We start from the raw sequence: 15,392 nt of genomic DNA on the forward strand, positions 1-15,392 counted from the left end.
TGCCGCCGTCGCGCCGCGCGCGACGTCCGCGCGCCGCGTCATCGCCGGCCGCGGCCACCCGCCCCGCCGATGAGCCCCGCCCCGCGCGCGGTCGTCGTCCTCGCGGCGCTCGCCCTGTCCGCGCTGATCCTCCCGATCGGCGTGGTCGTCCTGCTCGCGCTGGCGCTCGTCGGCGCCGTGATCGTCGACGCGCGCGCCGCCCGCCGCGCGCCCACCGTCACGCGGCAGGCGCCGGAGGTCCTCAGCCGCGGGATCTCGGCGCCGTTCGGCATCACCGCGACCCCCGCCGCGGGTGGCACCGTCGTCACGCGCCAGCCCGTCCCGGCGAACGTCCGGATCGAGCCGGACTCGATCACGGCGCTGCGGCGCGGGCGGCACGTCCTTCCGCCCGTCGCGTCCCGCTCGACCGGCCCGTTGAAGCTCGCGCGCTGGGACCACGCCGCCACGGGCGAGGCCGAAGTGCGCGTGTTCCCGGACCTGCACACGGCGCGGCGGCTCGCGCTGGCGGTCGCGCGCGGGCGCTTCCGCGACCAGGGCAACGTCGCGCGCGGGCCGCTCGGGCTGGGCACCGAATTCGAGCTGATCCGCGACTACGTGCCCGACGACGACGTCCGCCAGGTCAACTGGCGCGCGACGGCGCGGATGGGGCGCCCGATGAGCAACCAGTACCGGCTCGAGCAGGACCGCGACCTGATCCTGTTGATCGACGCCGGGCGACTCTCCACGGCGCCGCTGGCCGAGGCGACGATCCTCGACGCCGAGCTCGACGCCGCCTCGGCGCTCGCGTTCGTCGCCGACGAGCTCGGGGACCGCACGGGCGCGGTCGCGTTCGACGACGACGTGCGCGTTGCGCTCACTCCGCAGCGCAAGGGCGGGCAGGTGGTCGTGCGCGCGCTGTTCGACCTCGAGGCGGCGCCCGTGGACTCCGACTTCGAGCTCGCCTTCCGGCGCGCGGAGGCCAACAAGCGCGCGCTCGTGGTGGTCCTCTGCGACCTGCTCGAGGAGGCCGCCGCGCGTCCACTGGTGAGAGCGGTCCCAGTGCTCACGCGCCGGCACCATGTGGTGGTCGCGAGCCCGTCCGATCCGGCGCTGGAGGCGATCGCCAACCAGGAGGGGGAGGACCGGCTGGCGCGGCCGCGCGCGACCGTCGCGCGCGACGTGCTCGCGGGCCGGGCGCGGGCGGCGGCTCAGGTCCGCGCGGCCGGGGCGCGCGTCATCGAAGCGCCGCCCGACCGGCTGCCGGCGACGCTCGTCGCGACCTACCTGCGCGCGAAGTCGCGCGCGATCCTCTGACGTACACGAGCGTCCAGAACGCGATCGCGAGCGCGAAGCCGAGCCCGGCCTGGAACCACACGGGCAGCTCCGGCCCGGTCGCGAACCCTTCCAGCACGCCGCACAGCACCAGGTACGGCACCGTGCCGATCGCCATCTCCACGGCCGGGAGCGCCTCCCGGCGCAGCGAGGTCGCGCGCCGCAGCACGCCGGGCCGGATCAGCGCCCAGCCCATGCGCAGCCCTGCGATTCCCCCGACCACGATGCACGAGATCTCGAGCGGGCCGTGCGAGGACACCAGCCGCAGGAACGCGATGCCGTTCCCGGCGCCGATCGCCAGCCCCGCGATCACGCCCAGGATCAGGCCGTTGAAGACGAGCGCGTACACGGTCACGAGCCCGTAGGTGATCCCGCCGGCGAACGCCAGCAGCGTCACCTGGATGTTGTTGAACATCACCTGAGCGGAGAAGGCGGAGGCCTCGTCGGCGTCGAAGTCGCGGCCCTCGACGGGCGGGTCGGCCGCGCCCTGGAACTCCGCCGGCATCAGACCGGCCGCCGTGGGGGAGTCGACGAGGCCCCAGACGAACCCGAGCAGCGCGGGACCCATGAGCAGCGCCCACGCGGCGAGCACGAGCCAGGGGCGCTCGGCGAGCCGCACCCAGTAACCGCGCTTCATGAACTGCCACACGGACTGGCGGCGCCCGGTGCGGCCGTAGACCGCGGCGCGCCCGCGCAACACGAGCGGCTCCAGGCGGCCGAGCAGCGGGTCCCCGGGGAAGCGCCGGCGGGCGAACGCGAGGTCCGCGGCGGCCGCGCGGTAGAGCACGCCGAGGCGCCGCACGCCGTCCGCGCCGAGCCGCTCCGGCTTCTCGCGCGCCTGGCGCAACGCGGCGTCCAGCTCGCCCCAGTCGGCGGCTCGCTCCGCTTCGAAGCGTTCAGCGCTCATCATGTGGGAATGGAGTATGAGGATCGCCGGACGATCGCCACCCCGGAAGGGGTCCAGCTCGCGCTCCCGCTCGCGGGCATCGGGACCCGCTTCATGGCCACGCTGATCGACCTGCTGCTCGGGTTCTCGATCGCCTTCGTCGCGGTCCTCTTCGCGGGGGCGCTCGGCGGCCGGGTGGCGGCCGCGATCGTCGGGGCCGCGGCGGCCCTCTCGGTCTTCGTGGTCTACAACGTCGTCTTCGAGGTCTTCGGCGGCGGCCGGACGCTCGGCCATCGGGCAGCCGGGCTGCGCGTCGTGGCCGACGGCGGCTCGCCGGTCGGCCTGCGCGCGAGCCTGATCCGCAACACGATCCGCATCGTCGAGTTCGGGTTCGGCTTCTACCTGCCGGCGGTCATCTCGATCCTGGTCACGCGCAACAACCAGCGCCTGGGGGACATCGCCGCCGGCTCGCTCGTGATCCGTGAGACCCGGGCGCCCGTGTACGAGCAGCCGCAGCCGGTCATCCCGCCCGCCCAGTTCGCCAGCTGGGACGTGACCGGTGTGGGGGACGCCGAGCTCGCGGCCGTGCGCACCTTCCTCGAACGCCGCCACAGCCTGGCGCCCGGCACGCGCGCCGCGCTGGCGGGCGAGCTGGTCGAGAAGCTGCGCCCGCGCGTGCCCGGCGTGCGCCCGGGGCTGCACGACGAGCAGTTCCTGGAGTACCTCGCGGCCGCAAAGTCCGGGCCGTCGGCACCCCCCGTCGGGGGGTCCGCACCGCCTTACGGTTGATTATGTCGGCCCGCTGCGCTCAAATGAAACCGCTTCCATGCCCCCAGGTCGCGCCGGTTCCCTCGAAAGTCTTCGCCGCCTCAACCGCCTGCGCGTGATCCGCGCGCTGCGCGACGAGGGCCAGATCTCGCGCGCCGAGATCGCCCGACGCACCGGCCTGAGCCGTTCCACCGTCTCGAGCCTGGTCGCCGACCTGCAGGCGGACGGGCTGGTCGTCGAGCGCCCGGAGCCCGGGCTCGCGCACGGCGCCCAGGGCGGCCGCCCGCCGATCCTGCTCAGCTTCGACGCCAGCGCGGGCGCCGCCGTCGGTGTGGACTTCGGCCACTCGCACCTGCGCGTCGCCGTGTCCGACCTCGCGTCGACGATCCTCGCCGAGCGCACTCGCCCGCTGGACACCGACCACGACGCGTACGAGGGCTTGGAGATGGCCGCCGAGCTCGTGGTCGAGGCGCTGGCCGACGCCGGCGTGGCCAAGGAGACGGTGATCGGCGCGGGCATGGGTCTGCCCGGCCCCGTGGACCAGGGCGACGGCACGGTGCACTCGTCCGCGATCCTGCCCGGCTGGATCGGCATGACCGTCGCCGAGGAGCTACAGAAGCGCCTCGAGATCCCGGTCATGGTCGACAACGACGCGAACCTCGGCGCCCTCGCGGAGGCCGCCTTCGGCGCGGGCCGCGACGCCACCGACCTCGTCTACCTGAAGGTCTCCAGCGGCATCGGCGCGGGCCTGATCCTCAACGGCCGCCTGTACCGCGGCAGCGCCGGCCTCGCCGGCGAGCTCGGCCACGTCCTCGTGGACCCGGAAGGCATCGTCTGCCGCTGCGGCAACCGCGGCTGTCTGGAGACCGTCGCCGCCACGGGCGCGCTCGTCGACGTGCTGCGCCGCTCCCACGGCGACGGCATCACGATGGACACGATGCTCGAAGCCGCCCGCGCCGGCGACGAGGTCGCCCGCCGCGCGATCGCCGACGCCGGCCGCGCCCTCGGCACCGCCGCCGCCACGCTGCTCAACCTCCTCAATCCCGAGATGCTCGTCGTGGGCGGGCACCTCGCGTCCGCGGGTGACCTGTTGCTCGACGGGATGCGCGAGTCGGTCGGGCGGGCGGCGCTGCCCGAGACCTCGCGTGGCGCGAAGCTCGTCGCCGGGGTGCTCGGCGAGCGGGCGCACGTGCTGGGCGCGCTCGCGCTGGTGGTGTCCGAGGCGGATCGGGCCCTGCCCACCCGTCTCGCCCTCGCGGGCTGAGCCGGCCCGGCGTTGGGCTTCGTACACGCCTTTCCGCGGTCCCGAACTAATCGACCGTTGCCGCCGCGTTACTTTCGCGTGTAAGTTCCATCACCGATGGAACGGACTTCACGCCGCGACGCTCGGGCGCGCGTCGTCGGGGTCCTGGCCGAGGCCGGGGCCGTGTCGCGCGCGGATCTGGCGCGCCGTGCGGCGCTCGCGCCCTCGACGGTGTCGGCGGTGGTCAGCGATCTCCAGGCCGCCGGGCTGGTCGTCGAGCCCGCCGCGCCGGTGCATCCGCCCGAGCGCGGGACGGTCGGGCGGCCGCCGGTGCTGATCGCGCTGCACCGCAAGGCGGGCGTGGTGGCGGGCGTCGACTTCGGCAAGCGTCACCTGCGGATGGCGATCTCGGATCTCAGCCACCAGCTGCTCGCCGAGCGCCATCGCGCGCTCGACGCCGACCTGCCCGCCCGCGAGGCGATCGTGCTCGCGCAGCGGATGTTCAAAGAGGCGCTCGAGGCGGCCGAGGTCAGCAAGAGCGAGTTGCTCGGCATCGGCATGGGCCTGCCCGGTCCGGTGCACCGGCCGTCGGGCGAGCTCGGCAACTCGACGATCCTGCCCGGATGGGTCGGGATCAACGCCGCGAACGCGGTCTCGGAAGCGCTCGGACACCACGTCGAGGTCGAGAACGACGCGAACCTCGGGGCGCTCGGGGAGTGGGTGTGGGGCTCGGGCCGCGGCGTGGAGCACATGGCCTACGTGAAGGCTGCGACCGGCATCGGCGCCGGGTTCATCGTCGCCGGCCAGCCGTATGTGGGAGCGGGCGGAACCGCGGGTGAGCTGGGCCACACCGTCGTGGACCCGGGCGGGCCGATCTGCCGCTGCGGCAACCGCGGCTGCCTGGAGACGTTCGCGGGCGGCCCGGCCGTGCTGGCCGCCCTGGCCGACCTGCACGGGGATGAGCTCACGCTCCAGGACGTCGTCCGGCTCGCGCAGCGCGGCGATACGGGCGTGGCGCGCGCGATCGCGGACGCCGGCGCGGCCATCGGCACGGCCGTCGCGACGCTCTGCAACCTGTTCAATCCCCAGAAAGTGGTGGTCGGCGGAGACCTCGGCGCGGCCGGGGATCTGCTCCTGGATCCGCTTCGTGAGTCCTTAAGGAGAGGCGCGATCCGTTCCGCGGCCGAAGATGTCGTGGTTTTGCAGGGAGAACTAGGTGAGCGAGCGGAAGTGCTCGGAGCCGTTGCGCTCGTTCTCGGGCGAGTCGTCGCTTGACACCTGTACATTTGGAGGCAGATACTTCGAATTCGCAGATAGTCGCCAGTCTGCACCCATCTGGAGGAAGGGGAGAACCCATATGAAGTTCCGTGCCCTCGGGGCCGTCGCCGTCGCAGCGACGCTCGCGTTCACCGTCGCTGCGTGCGGGGACGACGAGCCCACCACGTCCAGCGGCGGCGGAGGAGGCTCCGAGCAGACCCAGGAGACGCCGGCCAAGGTCGGCGTGATCCTGCCGGACGCCGCGTCGTCGGCCCGCTGGGAGACGGCGGACCGCAAGTTCCTCGGTGACGCCTTCAAGGCCGCCGGGGTGGAGTCGGACATCCAGAACGCGAACGGCGACAAGGCCAAGTTCGCGACGATCGCCGACCAGATGCTCAACGCCGGCGCGAACGTGCTGCTGATCGTCAACCTCGACAGCCCGTCCGCCGCCGCGGTCATCAACAAGGCCAAGCAGCAGGGCGTGCCGGTCATCGACTATGACCGCCTCACGCTCGGCGGCGGCGCCTCCTACTACGTGTCCTTCGACAACGTGGCCGTCGGCACCGCGATCGGCTCGGGCCTGGTCAAGTGCATGCAGGACGCGGGCAACTCGAGCGGCAACGTCGCGCTGCTCAACGGCTCGCCGACCGACAACAACGCCACGCTGTTCAAGCAGGGCTACGAGAAGGCGATCACGGACGCGGGCTACACCGTGACCGAGGATCAGAGCGTCCCGGACTGGGACAACACGAAGGCCGGCACGATCTTCGAGCAGATGTTCACGAAGGCCAAGGGTGACTTCGTGGGTGTCGCGGCCGCCAATGACGGCCTCGGCGGCGCCGTGGCGTCGGTGCTCAAGCGCGAGGGCGCGACCGAGATCCCGACGACCGGCCAGGACGCCACGGACGAGGGTCTGCAGCGCGTGTTGCTCGGCACCCAGTGCGTGACGGTCTACAAGGCGATCAAGAAGGAGGCCGACGCGGCCGCCCAGCTCGCGATCGCGCTCGCCAAGGGCGACACGGCCGGCGCCGACAAGCTGGCCACGGGCCAGGTGGAGGACACCGAGACCGGCGAGCAGGTCAAGTCGGTGCTGCTCGAGCCGCAGCAGATCACCAAGGAGAACGTGAAGGACGTCGTCGCCGACGGCTTCACCACCGCCGACAAGATCTGCACCAACGAGGCCCTGCAGAAGGCCTGCGAAGAGAACGGCGTCAGCGGATGACCCAGGCCGTCGAGGGACAGCAGCGCGCCCCGCTGCTGTCCCTGCGCGGGATCAACAAGAGCTTCGGCGCGGTGCACGTCCTGCGGGACGTGGACTTCGACGTCCGGCCTGGTGAGGTGACCGCGCTGGTCGGCGACAATGGCGCCGGCAAGAGCACTTTGATCAAGTGCATCGCGGGGATCCATCCCTTCGACGACGGTGAGATTCTGTTCGAGGGGCAGCCCGTGACGATCCACGGGCCGAAGGACGCGAACGCGTTGGGGATCGAGATCGTCTACCAGGATCTCGCGCTGTGCGACAACCTCGACGTTGTCCACAACATGTTCCTCGGGCGCGAGCTGCACTCGGGGATCACGCTCAACGAGACCGAGATGGAGAAGCGCGCGGGGGACACCCTGAAGTCCCTCTCGGTGCGGACCCTGCGCTCGTTGCGCCAGAACGTCTCCAGCCTCTCGGGCGGTCAGCGCCAGACGGTCGCGATCGCCCGGGCGGTGCTGTGGAACAGCAAGCTCGTGATCCTCGACGAGCCGACCGCCGCGCTGGGCGTCGCCCAGACCGAGCAGGTGCTCAACCTGGTGCGCCGGCTGGCCGACAACGGGCTCGGCGTCGTGCTGATCACGCACAACATGAACGACGTCATGCAGGTCGCGGACAGCATCGCGACGCTCTTCCTGGGCCAGATGGCGGCCCAGGTGCGCGCCAAGGACGTCAACAACACGCAGGTGATCGAGCTGATCACGGCCGGCCGCTCGGGTGACATCGGGCTCAAGCCCCGTGAGGCCGCCGAGGCGGGTGTGGCATGAGCACCACGCAGTCCGACTCGGCGCAGGTCTCCCAGTTCGACCTCGAGACCACGCCCGGCCAGGGCGGGATCGGCGAGGCCGCGTCCGGCTACTGGGAGCGCATCAAGGGCGGCGACCTCGGCGCCCTGCCCGCGGTCATCGGCGCGGTCGTGCTGGTGATCGTGTTCGGGATCATGGAGCCGGACTCGTTTCTGACCGAGCAGAACTTCGCCAACCTGCTCAACCAGGGCGCGGCGATCATGGTCCTCGCGATGGGGCTCGTGTTCGTCCTGCTGTTGGGCGAGATCGACCTCTCCGCCGGCTTCACGGCCGGCACCGGCGCCGCGATCCTCGGTGTCACGCTGACCAATCACGGCTGGGCGTGGCCGCTGAGCATCGCCGCGGCGCTGCTCACCGGCGTCGCGATCGGCCTGGCCATCGCGCTGCTGGTGGCACGGCTCGGGATCCCGTCGTTCGTCGTCTCGCTGGCCTTCTTCCTGGGCCTGCAGGGCGCGATGCTGCTGATCATCGGCGAGGGCGGCACGATCCCGATCCGCGACGACGCCGTCCTGAGCGTCATGAACAAGAACATGCCCGTGGCGCTGGGCTGGCTGCTGGCGCTGATCGTGATCGCCGGGTTCGCGTTCTTCCAGTTCTGGGCGATGCGCACGCGCAAGAAGGCCGGGCTCCCGACGCCGGCGATCTCGGTGCTCGCCGTGAAGGTCGGTGCGCTGGCCGTCGTGGTGCTCGCCCTGATCTGGCTGCTCCAGCAGGAGCGCCAGCGCCCGAATGCGCCGATCGTCATCCAGGGCGTGCCGTGGGTGGTGCCGCTGGTCGTCGCGCTCGTGGTCGTGCTCACGTTCCTGCTGATGCGCACGAGCTTCGGCCGGCACGTGTACGCCGTCGGCGGCAACGCCGAGGCGGCGCGCCGCGCGGGCATCAACGTGCCGAACATCAAGACGCTGTGCTTCATCCTCGGCTCGACGCTGGCGATCGTCGCGGGCATCCTGCTCGCGTCGCGTGACAACAGCGTCTCGCCGACCACGGGCGGCGCGCAGACCCTGCTGTATGCGGTCGGCGCGGCGGTCATCGGCGGCACCTCGCTGTTCGGTGGGCGCGGCCGGATCGTGGACGCCGTCACGGGCGGGTTGGTGGTGGCGATCATCGCCAACGGCCTCCCGCTGGTGACGCAGAAGTCCGGCGTGCAGTTCATCATCAACGGCCTCGTGCTCCTGCTCGCCGCCTCCGTCGACGCGATCTCCCGCAGAAGGGCAGCCGCAACCGGCAGATGATCCGCTGGGGCATCCTGTCGACCGCGCGCATCGCGGACCGCATCGTCGACGGTGCGCGCGGGACGACGAAGGCGCAAGTCACGGCGGTGGGCTCGCGCGATCTCGCGCGGGCCCGCGCCTGGGCCGACGAGCGCGAGATCGCGCACGCGTACGGCACCTACGAGGAGCTGCTGGCGTCCGACGAGGTCGACGCCATCTACATCGGCCTGCCGAACTCGATGCACGTCGAGTGGTCGATCAAGGCGCTGGAGGCCGGCAAGCACGTGCTGTGCGAGAAGCCGCTCTCCCGCCATCCGGCGGAGGTCCAGCGCGCCTTCGACGCGGCCGACCGCGCCGGGCGCACGCTGATGGAGGCGTTCATGTGGCGCTTTCACCCGCAGACCGAAGAGGTCGTGCGGCTGGTTCGAGAAGGCGCGATCGGCGAGCTGCGCGTGATCCGCGCCGCGTTCGGCTTCAACCTCCCGTGGCTGGAGAACGTCCGCTGGAACTCGGCGCTCGAGGGCGGCGCCCTGATGGACGTCGGCTGCTACTGCGTCAGCGCCGCGCGCTTGATCGCGGGCACTGAGCCCTTGCGCGTGTCGGGTGAGCAGGTGATCGGCGGCGACGGCGTGGACGCCCGCTTCGCCGGCCTGCTGCGCTTCCCCGACGTGCTCGCGACGATCGACTGCGGGATGGATGTGCACCGCCGCAACCAGCTGGAGGTCGTCGGCGACGAGGGCACGATCCTCGTCCCGTCCCCGTGGCAGACGCCGCTCGGCGCGAAGATCATCCTCGCGCGCGAGGAGACCGAGGAGCTCACGCCCGAGTCCGTGGACCCGTACACGCGCGAGCTCGAAGCGTTCGCGGGCGAAGCGCCCCCGCGGCTCGGCCGCGAGGACGCGCTCGGCCAGGCCCGGACGATCGAGGCGCTCTACCGCGCCGCCGAGTCCGGCGCGGCCGTCACCCTGTGACGCGGGCGATCCGCCGGGCCTTCACCCAGATCGCGCCGTACTTCTTCTCGCAGGCACTGCCGCCGACGCGCACCGTGGTGCCGGGCGCGATGAAGCCGGTGCCGTGGCGTTGCAGCTCGACCTTGGTGTCCCGCGTGACGATCACACGCGCGCCGTTGACGGTGAGCCCGGCGGTGTCCGTCCGGGCGACGCCCTTGACCTGGCACGGAGCGCCGCTGACGGGACGCTCCGGCGCGCGGTCGTAGCCGAGCGTCCGGTGCAGCGGGTGCGAGGGCAGCTGCGGGAACGTGGAGGCGTTGACGTACACGACGGACGCCCCGCCGGCGAGGGCCACCGACGGCGGCACGCCGTCGAGCTGCGCCACGGGCATGTCCGAGTACGTCAACGGCGGGACCTGGCCGTTGACCACCATGTCGTTGCAGCTGGGGACCTTGGCTCGCTCGGGGAGCTCGGCGCCGATCTTCACGCCCGCGGGGTTGCTCGCCGCGCCGGTGTACGTGTAAGTCCGCCAATTCAACGTGGCGATGCACGCCGCCTCGCTGGGCGCGGCGTGAACGGCAAAGGCGGCGACAGCGACCGCGGCCAGAAGGAGCTTCCTCATGTGTCGAATCTAGCTTGAGATTCGCCGAACGAACCCGCCGGCCAGACCACTTTCGGCGAAGTGCCCCTTGCGGGCGAGGCGCTGCATCTGGCGGCGGGTGATTGCGTCGACGACGCGGCGCGGAGCGAGCCGGACGACCGCGTAGGTGAGCGTGCCCTCGCGCGTGGTGGCGAGGTCGCGCACGGGCGCACCGAGCGCGGCGCGGACGAGCGTGCGGGCGGCGTCGCTGACGTCCTCGACGGGGACCGCGCCTTCCAGCGGCACGCCCGCGGCCTGGGACTCGGCGTGGATGGATGTGCGGATGTAGCCGGGGTAGACCGTGGTGACGTCGACGCGGTCGCCCTCCTCCAGGCGGAGCAGGTCGCTGTAGGCGACGACGCCGCGCTTGGAGATCGTGTACGCGGTCGCGAACGGGACGGTGACGTGGGCCAGACCGGAGGCCACGTTGACGACGCGCCCGTGCGACTCACGCAGGGCCGGCAGCGCGGCGGACGTCACGCGCCAGGGGCCGACGAGGTTGACGTCCAGCACCTTCAGCGCCGCTTCGTCCGGCGGCTCGGCCGCGCTCTGCGGCGTGCCGAGGCCGGCATTGTTGATGAGCACGTCGAGGCCGCCGAGCTGCTCGATCGCGGCGCTGACGGCGCGGTCCACGGATTCCTGCGAACGCACGTCGCACTCGATGTCCGCGCCGGCGAGGTCGAGCCCGACGACCTGCGCGCCGCGCGAACGCAACAACTGCACCGTGGCGCTGCCGATCCCGCCCGCGGCGCCGGTGATGATGATCCGCCTCATGTGACCACGTACTCCTCGTCCTTGAAACGCGCCGTCCGCTGCCGGTAGCGCCATGTCCAGTCAGGCCAGAGCGTCGGGTTGTTGCCCTGCTCGTCCTGGTACCAGCTCTTGCAGCCCGTGCTCCACACCGTGCCGCGCATGCGCCGCTGGACCTCGGCGTGGAAGCGCTCGACGACCTCCGGCCGCACCTCGACCGTGTGCGCGCCGGTGTGCAGCGCGTCGAGGACATAGGCGATCTGCGCCTCGATCATGTACACGACCGACGTGTGCCCGAGCCCCGTGTTCGGGCCCATCATCATGAAGAAGTTCGGGAAGCCGGGCACGGTCACGCCCAGGTGCGCGCGCGGGGAGCCGTTCCAGACCTCGGCCAGCGTGCGGCCGTCGCGCCCGCGGACCAGCCGGCCGACCGGCATGTCGAGGACCTGGAAGCCGGTGCCGAACACGAGCGCGTCGACCTCCAGCTCGCGCCCGTCGGTGAGCACGATCGAGCGCTCGCGCACCTCCGCGACGCCCTTGGTGACGAGTTCGACGTTCTCACGCGCGAGTGCCGGATACCAGTCGTTGGACGGCAGGATGCGCTTGCAGCCTGCGGTGTAGTCGGGCGTCGCCTTCGCGATCAGCTCGGGGTCCTTCAGCGCGCGCTCCATGTGCCGCCGGCCGGCCCGCTCGAGCAGCTTCATGCCCGGTGGGTACTTGACCATGCCCAGCACGAGCAGCTCGCGCGTGGCGTAGATGCCGGTGCGCAGCGCACGCTGCGCGAGCGGGAAGCGGCGGAACACGCGGCGTTCCAGGCGGCTGATCGGCCGCGCGCTGTGCGGCATCACCCACGGCGGCGTGCGCTGCACGACGTACAGCTGGTCCACCTCGGGCGCGATCCGCGGGACGTACTGGATCGCCGACGCGCCCGTCCCGATGCTCGCGACGCGCGTGCCGCGCAGGTCGACGCTGTGGTCCCAGCGCGCGGAGTGCATCTTCACGCCCTGGAAGCGCTCCAGCCCGGGGAAGTCCGGGAACCTGGGCTCCACCAGCGGACCGGTTCCGGCCACGAGCACCCGCGCGCGCACCGGACCGTCGCTCGTCTGCAGGTTCCAGCGCGCGCCGTCCCAGCGCGCGTCGCGCACCTCGCACTTCAGCCGGATGCGATCCCGCACACGCTCTGCCACCCGCTCCAGGTACGCGCGGATCTCCGGCTGGCGCGAGTACGTCCGCGTCCAGTCCGGGTTGGGCGCGAACGAGAACGAGTACAGGTGCGAGGGGACGTCGCAGGCGCAGCCCGGATACGTGTTGTAGTGCCACGTCCCGCCGACGCCGTCGCCGCGCTCGAGGACGACGAAGTCCTCGATCCCCTCCTGGCGCAGCCGCACGCCGAGGCCGAGGCCCGAGAAGCCGCTGCCGACGATGGCGATGTCGACGTCCATGCCGGTTACATTGCCGTAACTTACGCCTCTGTAACCTGACATTGGTCACATGCGGATGAGCGCCGAGCAACGCCGGGAGCAGCTGCTGGAGGCGACCAAGGCGATGGTGCTGGAAGAAGGCTTCCACGCGGTGTCGATCGAGGCCGTCGCGCGCGCCGCCGGCATCACGCGCCCGATCGTCTACGGCCACTTCGACGACCTCGCCGGCCTGCTCGAAGCGCTCGTGGACCGCGAGGCGCTGCGCGCGCTCGGCCAGCTCCCGGAGACCTACGACGACCTGCTCGGCGCGCTGACCGCGTACCTGCACGCGGTGCAGTCCGATCCCGGCACCTGGCGGCTCGTGCTGATGCCGCAGGAGGGCGCGCCGCGGTTGCTGCACCAGCGGATCGCGGCGGGCCGCGCCGCGGTGGTCGCACGGTTGGCGGCGGCGGCGCCCGACGGCCTGCCCGATCCCGAGCTGACGGCACACATGCTGCGCGCCTATGCGGACGAGGCGGCCCGGCTCACGCTCGAGGGCTTCGACGTCGAGCGCATCCTCACGCTCACCCGCTTCACGCTGGACAAGCTGACCCGGTGATCCTCCCGGACCTCGGACTGCTGCGCAGGCGGCGCGACCTGCGGCTGATGGTCGGCGGCTCGACCGTGTCGTCGATCGGCACCCAGTTCACGCAGGTTGCGCTCGCCGTGCACGTCTTCGACCTCACGGACTCGACGGTCGCGGTCGGCTTGATCGGTATCGCGCAGTTCATCCCGATCATCGCGCTGGCGCTGATCGGCGGCGCGCTCGCGGACTCCTTCGACCGGCGCAAGCTGATCTTCGGCGCCGAACTCGCCTCCGGGTTCATCTCCGCCGTCCTGCTCGTCAACGCGCTGCTGCCGGACCCGCAGCTGTGGGTGCTGTACGTCGCCGCGACGCTGTTCGCCGCGGCCAGCGCCGTGCTCCGGCCGCCGCTGGACGCGCTGCTGCCGCGGCTGGTCGAGCGCGACGAGCTCAAGGCGGCGTCAGCGATCTCGTGGTCGCTGATGAGCGTGAGCGGGATCGTCGGGCCGGCGCTGGCGGGCCTCGTGATCGCGGCCGGCGGGGTGGAGACCGCGTACGCGATCGACGTCGTCTCGTTCGTCGGCTCGCTCACCGCGTTCGCGCTCATGCGCACGCCTCCCCCGCCGCCGGACGCCGAGCCGCCGAGCCTGCGCGGCGTCGTCGAGGGCATCCGGTATGCCGGGTCGCGCCAGGAGATCCTCGGCTCCTACGTGATCGACATCCACGCGATGTTCTTCGGCATGCCGTTCGCGCTCTCCCGGCAGTGGCGGAGCGCTACGGCGGGGCGGAGGTCGTCGGCCTGCTGTGGGCGGCGCCCGCGGTCGGTGCGATCGTCGCCATGCTCACGTCCGGCTGGAGCGTGCGCGTGCACCACAACGGGCGCGCGATCGTGTGGGCCGCGGCGGGCTGGGGCGCGTTCGTGGCGCTGTTCGGGTTCGCGGACTCGCTGTGGCTCGCGCTGGTCGCGCTGGCCTTCGCGGGCGCCGCCGACGCCATCAGCGGCATCTTCCGCGGCGCGCTCTGGAACGAGACGATCCCGGACCGCCTGCGCGGCCGCTTGGCAGGGATGGAGATGATCTCCTGGTCGAGCGGCCCGTTGCTCGGCAACGCGCGGGCGGGCTTCGGCGCTTCGCTGTTCGGGCTCGGGCCGTCGATCGTGATCGGCGGGGCGATCGTGGTCGCCGGGTGCGCGGCGTTGGCCGCGGCGCTCCCGCGCTTCTGGAACTACGACTCCAGAGATTGAAGGCGGCGAGCGGCCTCGTCGATCACGGGGAGGCGCTTGCAGAAGGCGAAGCGCAGGTAGGGCGCCAGCCGTTCGGGGGTCGCGCTGAACACCGACGTCGGGATGGCGACGACGCCCGCCTCGTACGGCAGCTCGCGCGCGAACTCCGTCGCGTCCCGCCCGACATCGACGTTGGCGAAGTACGTGCCCTGCGGGCGCGCGACGGTGAAGTGGCTGAACGCGTCGCACAGGTGGTCGCGCTTGGCCTGCAGCTCGAGCGCGAACGCGCGGTACCAGTCGTCGTCCAGGCGCAGCGCCGCCGCGCCCGCGTGCTGGAACGGCGTCGCGCCCGCGAAGGTCAGGAACTGCTTGGCCGCCCGCACCGCCGCGACCAGCTCCGCGGGACCCGTCGCCCAGCCGACCTTCCAGCCCGTGACGCTGAACGTCTTGCCCAGGCTCGAGATCGACAGCGTCCGCTCGGCCATCCCCGGCAGCGTGGACAGCGGGATGTGCTCGAGCCCGTCGAACACGAGGTGCTCGTAGACCTCGTCGGTGATCGCGATCAGGTCGTGCTCGATCACGACGTCGGCGATCCGCTGCAGCTCCTCGCGGCTGAACACGCGTCCGGTCGGGTTGTGCGGCGAGTTGATGAGGATCACGCGCGCCTTCGGCCCGACGACGATGTCGTCGAACGTGAAGTCCGGCGGGTCGAGCGGGATCGGCACGAACCGCGCGCCGGCCATCGCCGTGGCGGCGGGATAGGAGTCGTAGTACGGGTCGAACGCGAGCACGTCGTCGCCGGGCTCGCACAGGCCGAGGATCGCGGCCGCGATCGCCTCCGTCGCGCCCATCGTCACCTGCACCTGCGAGGCCGGGTCGAGCTCGATCCCGTAGAAGCGCTGCTGGTGCTCGGCGATCGCGGCGCGCAGCGCGGGCACGCCGGGCAGCGGCGCGTACTGGTTGCGGCCGTCGCGCATCGCGGCCTGCGCCGCCTCCAGCACGGCCGCCGGGCCGTCCTCGTCGGGGAAGCCCTGTCCGAGGTTGATGGCCCCGGTGCGCTCGGCGAGCGCGGACATCTCGGTGAAGATCGTGGTGCCGAATCCGGCG

The 15,392-nt window shown here is 72.1% G+C and carries 16 protein-coding genes; 11 read left to right on the forward strand and 5 right to left on the reverse strand.

Annotation, left to right across the window (positions count from 1 at the left end; all coding sequences use genetic code 11):
• A partial coding sequence (locus OJ962_RS32240) for a DUF58 domain-containing protein (protein ID WP_270006877.1) occupies window positions 1-1,293 on the forward strand: 1,293 nt, incomplete at its 5' end.
• Here the strand turns inward: OJ962_RS32240 and OJ962_RS32245 are convergent.
• A complete protein-coding gene (locus OJ962_RS32245; RefSeq protein ID WP_202957803.1) occupies window positions 1,214-2,221 on the reverse strand; it encodes a stage II sporulation protein M in 1,008 nt (335 codons plus the stop codon). The two genes, OJ962_RS32240 and OJ962_RS32245, sit on opposite strands and share 80 nt — an antisense overlap.
• Window positions 2,222-2,227: 6 nt before the next feature.
• On the opposite strand from OJ962_RS32245, the gene OJ962_RS32250 reads away from it, so the two are divergent.
• The 7 genes from OJ962_RS32250 to OJ962_RS32280 all read left to right on the forward strand — a co-directional run bounded on the left by OJ962_RS32250 (window position 2,228) and on the right by OJ962_RS32280 (window position 9,711).
• Complete coding sequence (locus tag OJ962_RS32250) at window positions 2,228-2,986, forward strand: RDD family protein (protein ID WP_202957804.1); 759 nt, start codon at window positions 2,228-2,230, stop codon at window positions 2,984-2,986.
• Between the two features lie 37 nt (window positions 2,987-3,023).
• Window positions 3,024-4,229 (forward strand): ROK family transcriptional regulator, encoded by a 1,206-nt coding sequence (locus OJ962_RS32255; RefSeq protein WP_202957805.1) that lies wholly within the window; start codon window positions 3,024-3,026, stop codon window positions 4,227-4,229.
• A 96-nt stretch (window positions 4,230-4,325) separates the two neighbouring features.
• Window positions 4,326-5,483 carry an ROK family protein gene (locus OJ962_RS32260; RefSeq protein WP_202957806.1) on the forward strand — a complete coding sequence of 386 codons (1,158 nt, stop codon included), beginning with the start codon at window positions 4,326-4,328 and terminating at the stop codon, window positions 5,481-5,483.
• Window positions 5,484-5,565: 82 nt separating this feature from the next.
• On the forward strand, window positions 5,566-6,687 hold the full coding sequence (locus tag OJ962_RS32265; RefSeq protein ID WP_202957807.1) for a sugar ABC transporter substrate-binding protein: 1,122 nt from the start codon (window positions 5,566-5,568) through the stop codon (window positions 6,685-6,687).
• Complete coding sequence (locus OJ962_RS32270; protein WP_202957808.1) at window positions 6,684-7,490, forward strand: ATP-binding cassette domain-containing protein; 807 nt, start codon at window positions 6,684-6,686, stop codon at window positions 7,488-7,490. The genes OJ962_RS32265 and OJ962_RS32270 overlap by 4 nt, the downstream gene beginning before the upstream one ends.
• Window positions 7,487-8,761: a sugar ABC transporter permease gene (locus OJ962_RS32275; protein ID WP_202957809.1), complete on the forward strand. Its 1,275-nt coding sequence runs from the start codon at window positions 7,487-7,489 to the stop codon at window positions 8,759-8,761. The genes OJ962_RS32270 and OJ962_RS32275 overlap by 4 nt, the downstream gene beginning before the upstream one ends.
• A complete protein-coding gene (locus tag OJ962_RS32280; RefSeq protein WP_202957810.1) occupies window positions 8,758-9,711 on the forward strand; it encodes a Gfo/Idh/MocA family protein in 954 nt (317 codons plus the stop codon). The genes OJ962_RS32275 and OJ962_RS32280 overlap by 4 nt, the downstream gene beginning before the upstream one ends.
• Here OJ962_RS32280 and OJ962_RS32285 read toward each other — a convergent pair.
• The 3 genes from OJ962_RS32285 to OJ962_RS32295 are packed head-to-tail and all read right to left on the reverse strand — an operon-like array spanning window position 9,701 to window position 12,522.
• Window positions 9,701-10,312 (reverse strand): hypothetical protein, encoded by a 612-nt coding sequence (locus tag OJ962_RS32285; RefSeq protein WP_202957811.1) that lies wholly within the window; start codon window positions 10,310-10,312, stop codon window positions 9,701-9,703. The two genes, OJ962_RS32280 and OJ962_RS32285, sit on opposite strands and share 11 nt — an antisense overlap.
• Before the next feature lie 9 nt (window positions 10,313-10,321).
• A complete protein-coding gene (locus OJ962_RS32290; protein ID WP_202957812.1) occupies window positions 10,322-11,104 on the reverse strand; it encodes an SDR family NAD(P)-dependent oxidoreductase in 783 nt (260 codons plus the stop codon).
• On the reverse strand, window positions 11,101-12,522 hold the full coding sequence (locus OJ962_RS32295) for a flavin-containing monooxygenase (RefSeq protein WP_238932452.1): 1,422 nt from the start codon (window positions 12,520-12,522) through the stop codon (window positions 11,101-11,103). Before OJ962_RS32295 ends, OJ962_RS32290 begins: the two co-directional genes overlap by 4 nt.
• Window positions 12,523-12,577: 55 nt before the next feature.
• Between OJ962_RS32295 and OJ962_RS32300 the strand changes: the two genes are divergently transcribed.
• Genes OJ962_RS32300 through OJ962_RS32310 form a run of 3 tightly spaced genes read left to right on the forward strand, consistent with a single transcriptional unit; the run spans window position 12,578 to window position 14,306 of the window.
• On the forward strand, window positions 12,578-13,099 hold the full coding sequence (locus OJ962_RS32300) for a TetR/AcrR family transcriptional regulator (RefSeq protein ID WP_270006878.1): 522 nt from the start codon (window positions 12,578-12,580) through the stop codon (window positions 13,097-13,099).
• Complete coding sequence (locus OJ962_RS32305; RefSeq protein ID WP_202957815.1) at window positions 13,096-14,139, forward strand: MFS transporter; 1,044 nt, start codon at window positions 13,096-13,098, stop codon at window positions 14,137-14,139. Before OJ962_RS32300 ends, OJ962_RS32305 begins: the two co-directional genes overlap by 4 nt.
• A complete protein-coding gene (locus OJ962_RS32310; protein WP_202957816.1) occupies window positions 14,130-14,306 on the forward strand; it encodes a hypothetical protein in 177 nt (58 codons plus the stop codon). Before OJ962_RS32305 ends, OJ962_RS32310 begins: the two co-directional genes overlap by 10 nt.
• Here the strand turns inward: OJ962_RS32310 and OJ962_RS32315 are convergent.
• The gene (locus OJ962_RS32315) at window positions 14,288-15,361 is read right to left on the reverse strand and encodes an aminotransferase class I/II-fold pyridoxal phosphate-dependent enzyme (RefSeq protein ID WP_202958004.1); all 1,074 of its coding nucleotides are present in this window, start codon (window positions 15,359-15,361) and stop codon (window positions 14,288-14,290) included. The two genes, OJ962_RS32310 and OJ962_RS32315, sit on opposite strands and share 19 nt — an antisense overlap.
• Window positions 15,362-15,392: the final 31 nt, after the last annotated feature.

It is taken from the genome of Solirubrobacter deserti, from assembly GCF_027587175.1.
In the GTDB taxonomy this organism is placed as follows: domain Bacteria; phylum Actinomycetota; class Thermoleophilia; order Solirubrobacterales; family Solirubrobacteraceae; genus Solirubrobacter; species Solirubrobacter deserti.

Coding starts and splice junctions, on each gene's coding strand:
- OJ962_RS32245 (WP_202957803.1), bottom strand. CDS start 2,221: ATGATGAGCGCTGAACGCTTCGAAGCGGAGCGAGCCGCCGACTGGGGC.
- OJ962_RS32250 (WP_202957804.1), top strand. CDS start 2,228: ATGGAGTATGAGGATCGCCGGACGATCGCCACCCCGGAAGGGGTCCAG.
- OJ962_RS32255 (WP_202957805.1), top strand. CDS start 3,024: ATGCCCCCAGGTCGCGCCGGTTCCCTCGAAAGTCTTCGCCGCCTCAAC.
- OJ962_RS32260 (WP_202957806.1), top strand. CDS start 4,326: ATGGAACGGACTTCACGCCGCGACGCTCGGGCGCGCGTCGTCGGGGTC.
- OJ962_RS32265 (WP_202957807.1), top strand. CDS start 5,566: ATGAAGTTCCGTGCCCTCGGGGCCGTCGCCGTCGCAGCGACGCTCGCG.
- OJ962_RS32270 (WP_202957808.1), top strand. CDS start 6,684: ATGACCCAGGCCGTCGAGGGACAGCAGCGCGCCCCGCTGCTGTCCCTG.
- OJ962_RS32275 (WP_202957809.1), top strand. CDS start 7,487: ATGAGCACCACGCAGTCCGACTCGGCGCAGGTCTCCCAGTTCGACCTC.
- OJ962_RS32280 (WP_202957810.1), top strand. CDS start 8,758: ATGATCCGCTGGGGCATCCTGTCGACCGCGCGCATCGCGGACCGCATC.
- OJ962_RS32285 (WP_202957811.1), bottom strand. CDS start 10,312: ATGAGGAAGCTCCTTCTGGCCGCGGTCGCTGTCGCCGCCTTTGCCGTT.
- OJ962_RS32290 (WP_202957812.1), bottom strand. CDS start 11,104: ATGAGGCGGATCATCATCACCGGCGCCGCGGGCGGGATCGGCAGCGCC.
- OJ962_RS32295 (WP_238932452.1), bottom strand. CDS start 12,522: ATGGACGTCGACATCGCCATCGTCGGCAGCGGCTTCTCGGGCCTCGGC.
- OJ962_RS32300 (WP_270006878.1), top strand. CDS start 12,578: ATGAGCGCCGAGCAACGCCGGGAGCAGCTGCTGGAGGCGACCAAGGCG.
- OJ962_RS32310 (WP_202957816.1), top strand. CDS start 14,130: ATGGAGATGATCTCCTGGTCGAGCGGCCCGTTGCTCGGCAACGCGCGG.
- OJ962_RS32315 (WP_202958004.1), bottom strand. CDS start 15,361: ATGTCCGCGCTCGCCGAGCGCACCGGGGCCATCAACCTCGGACAGGGC.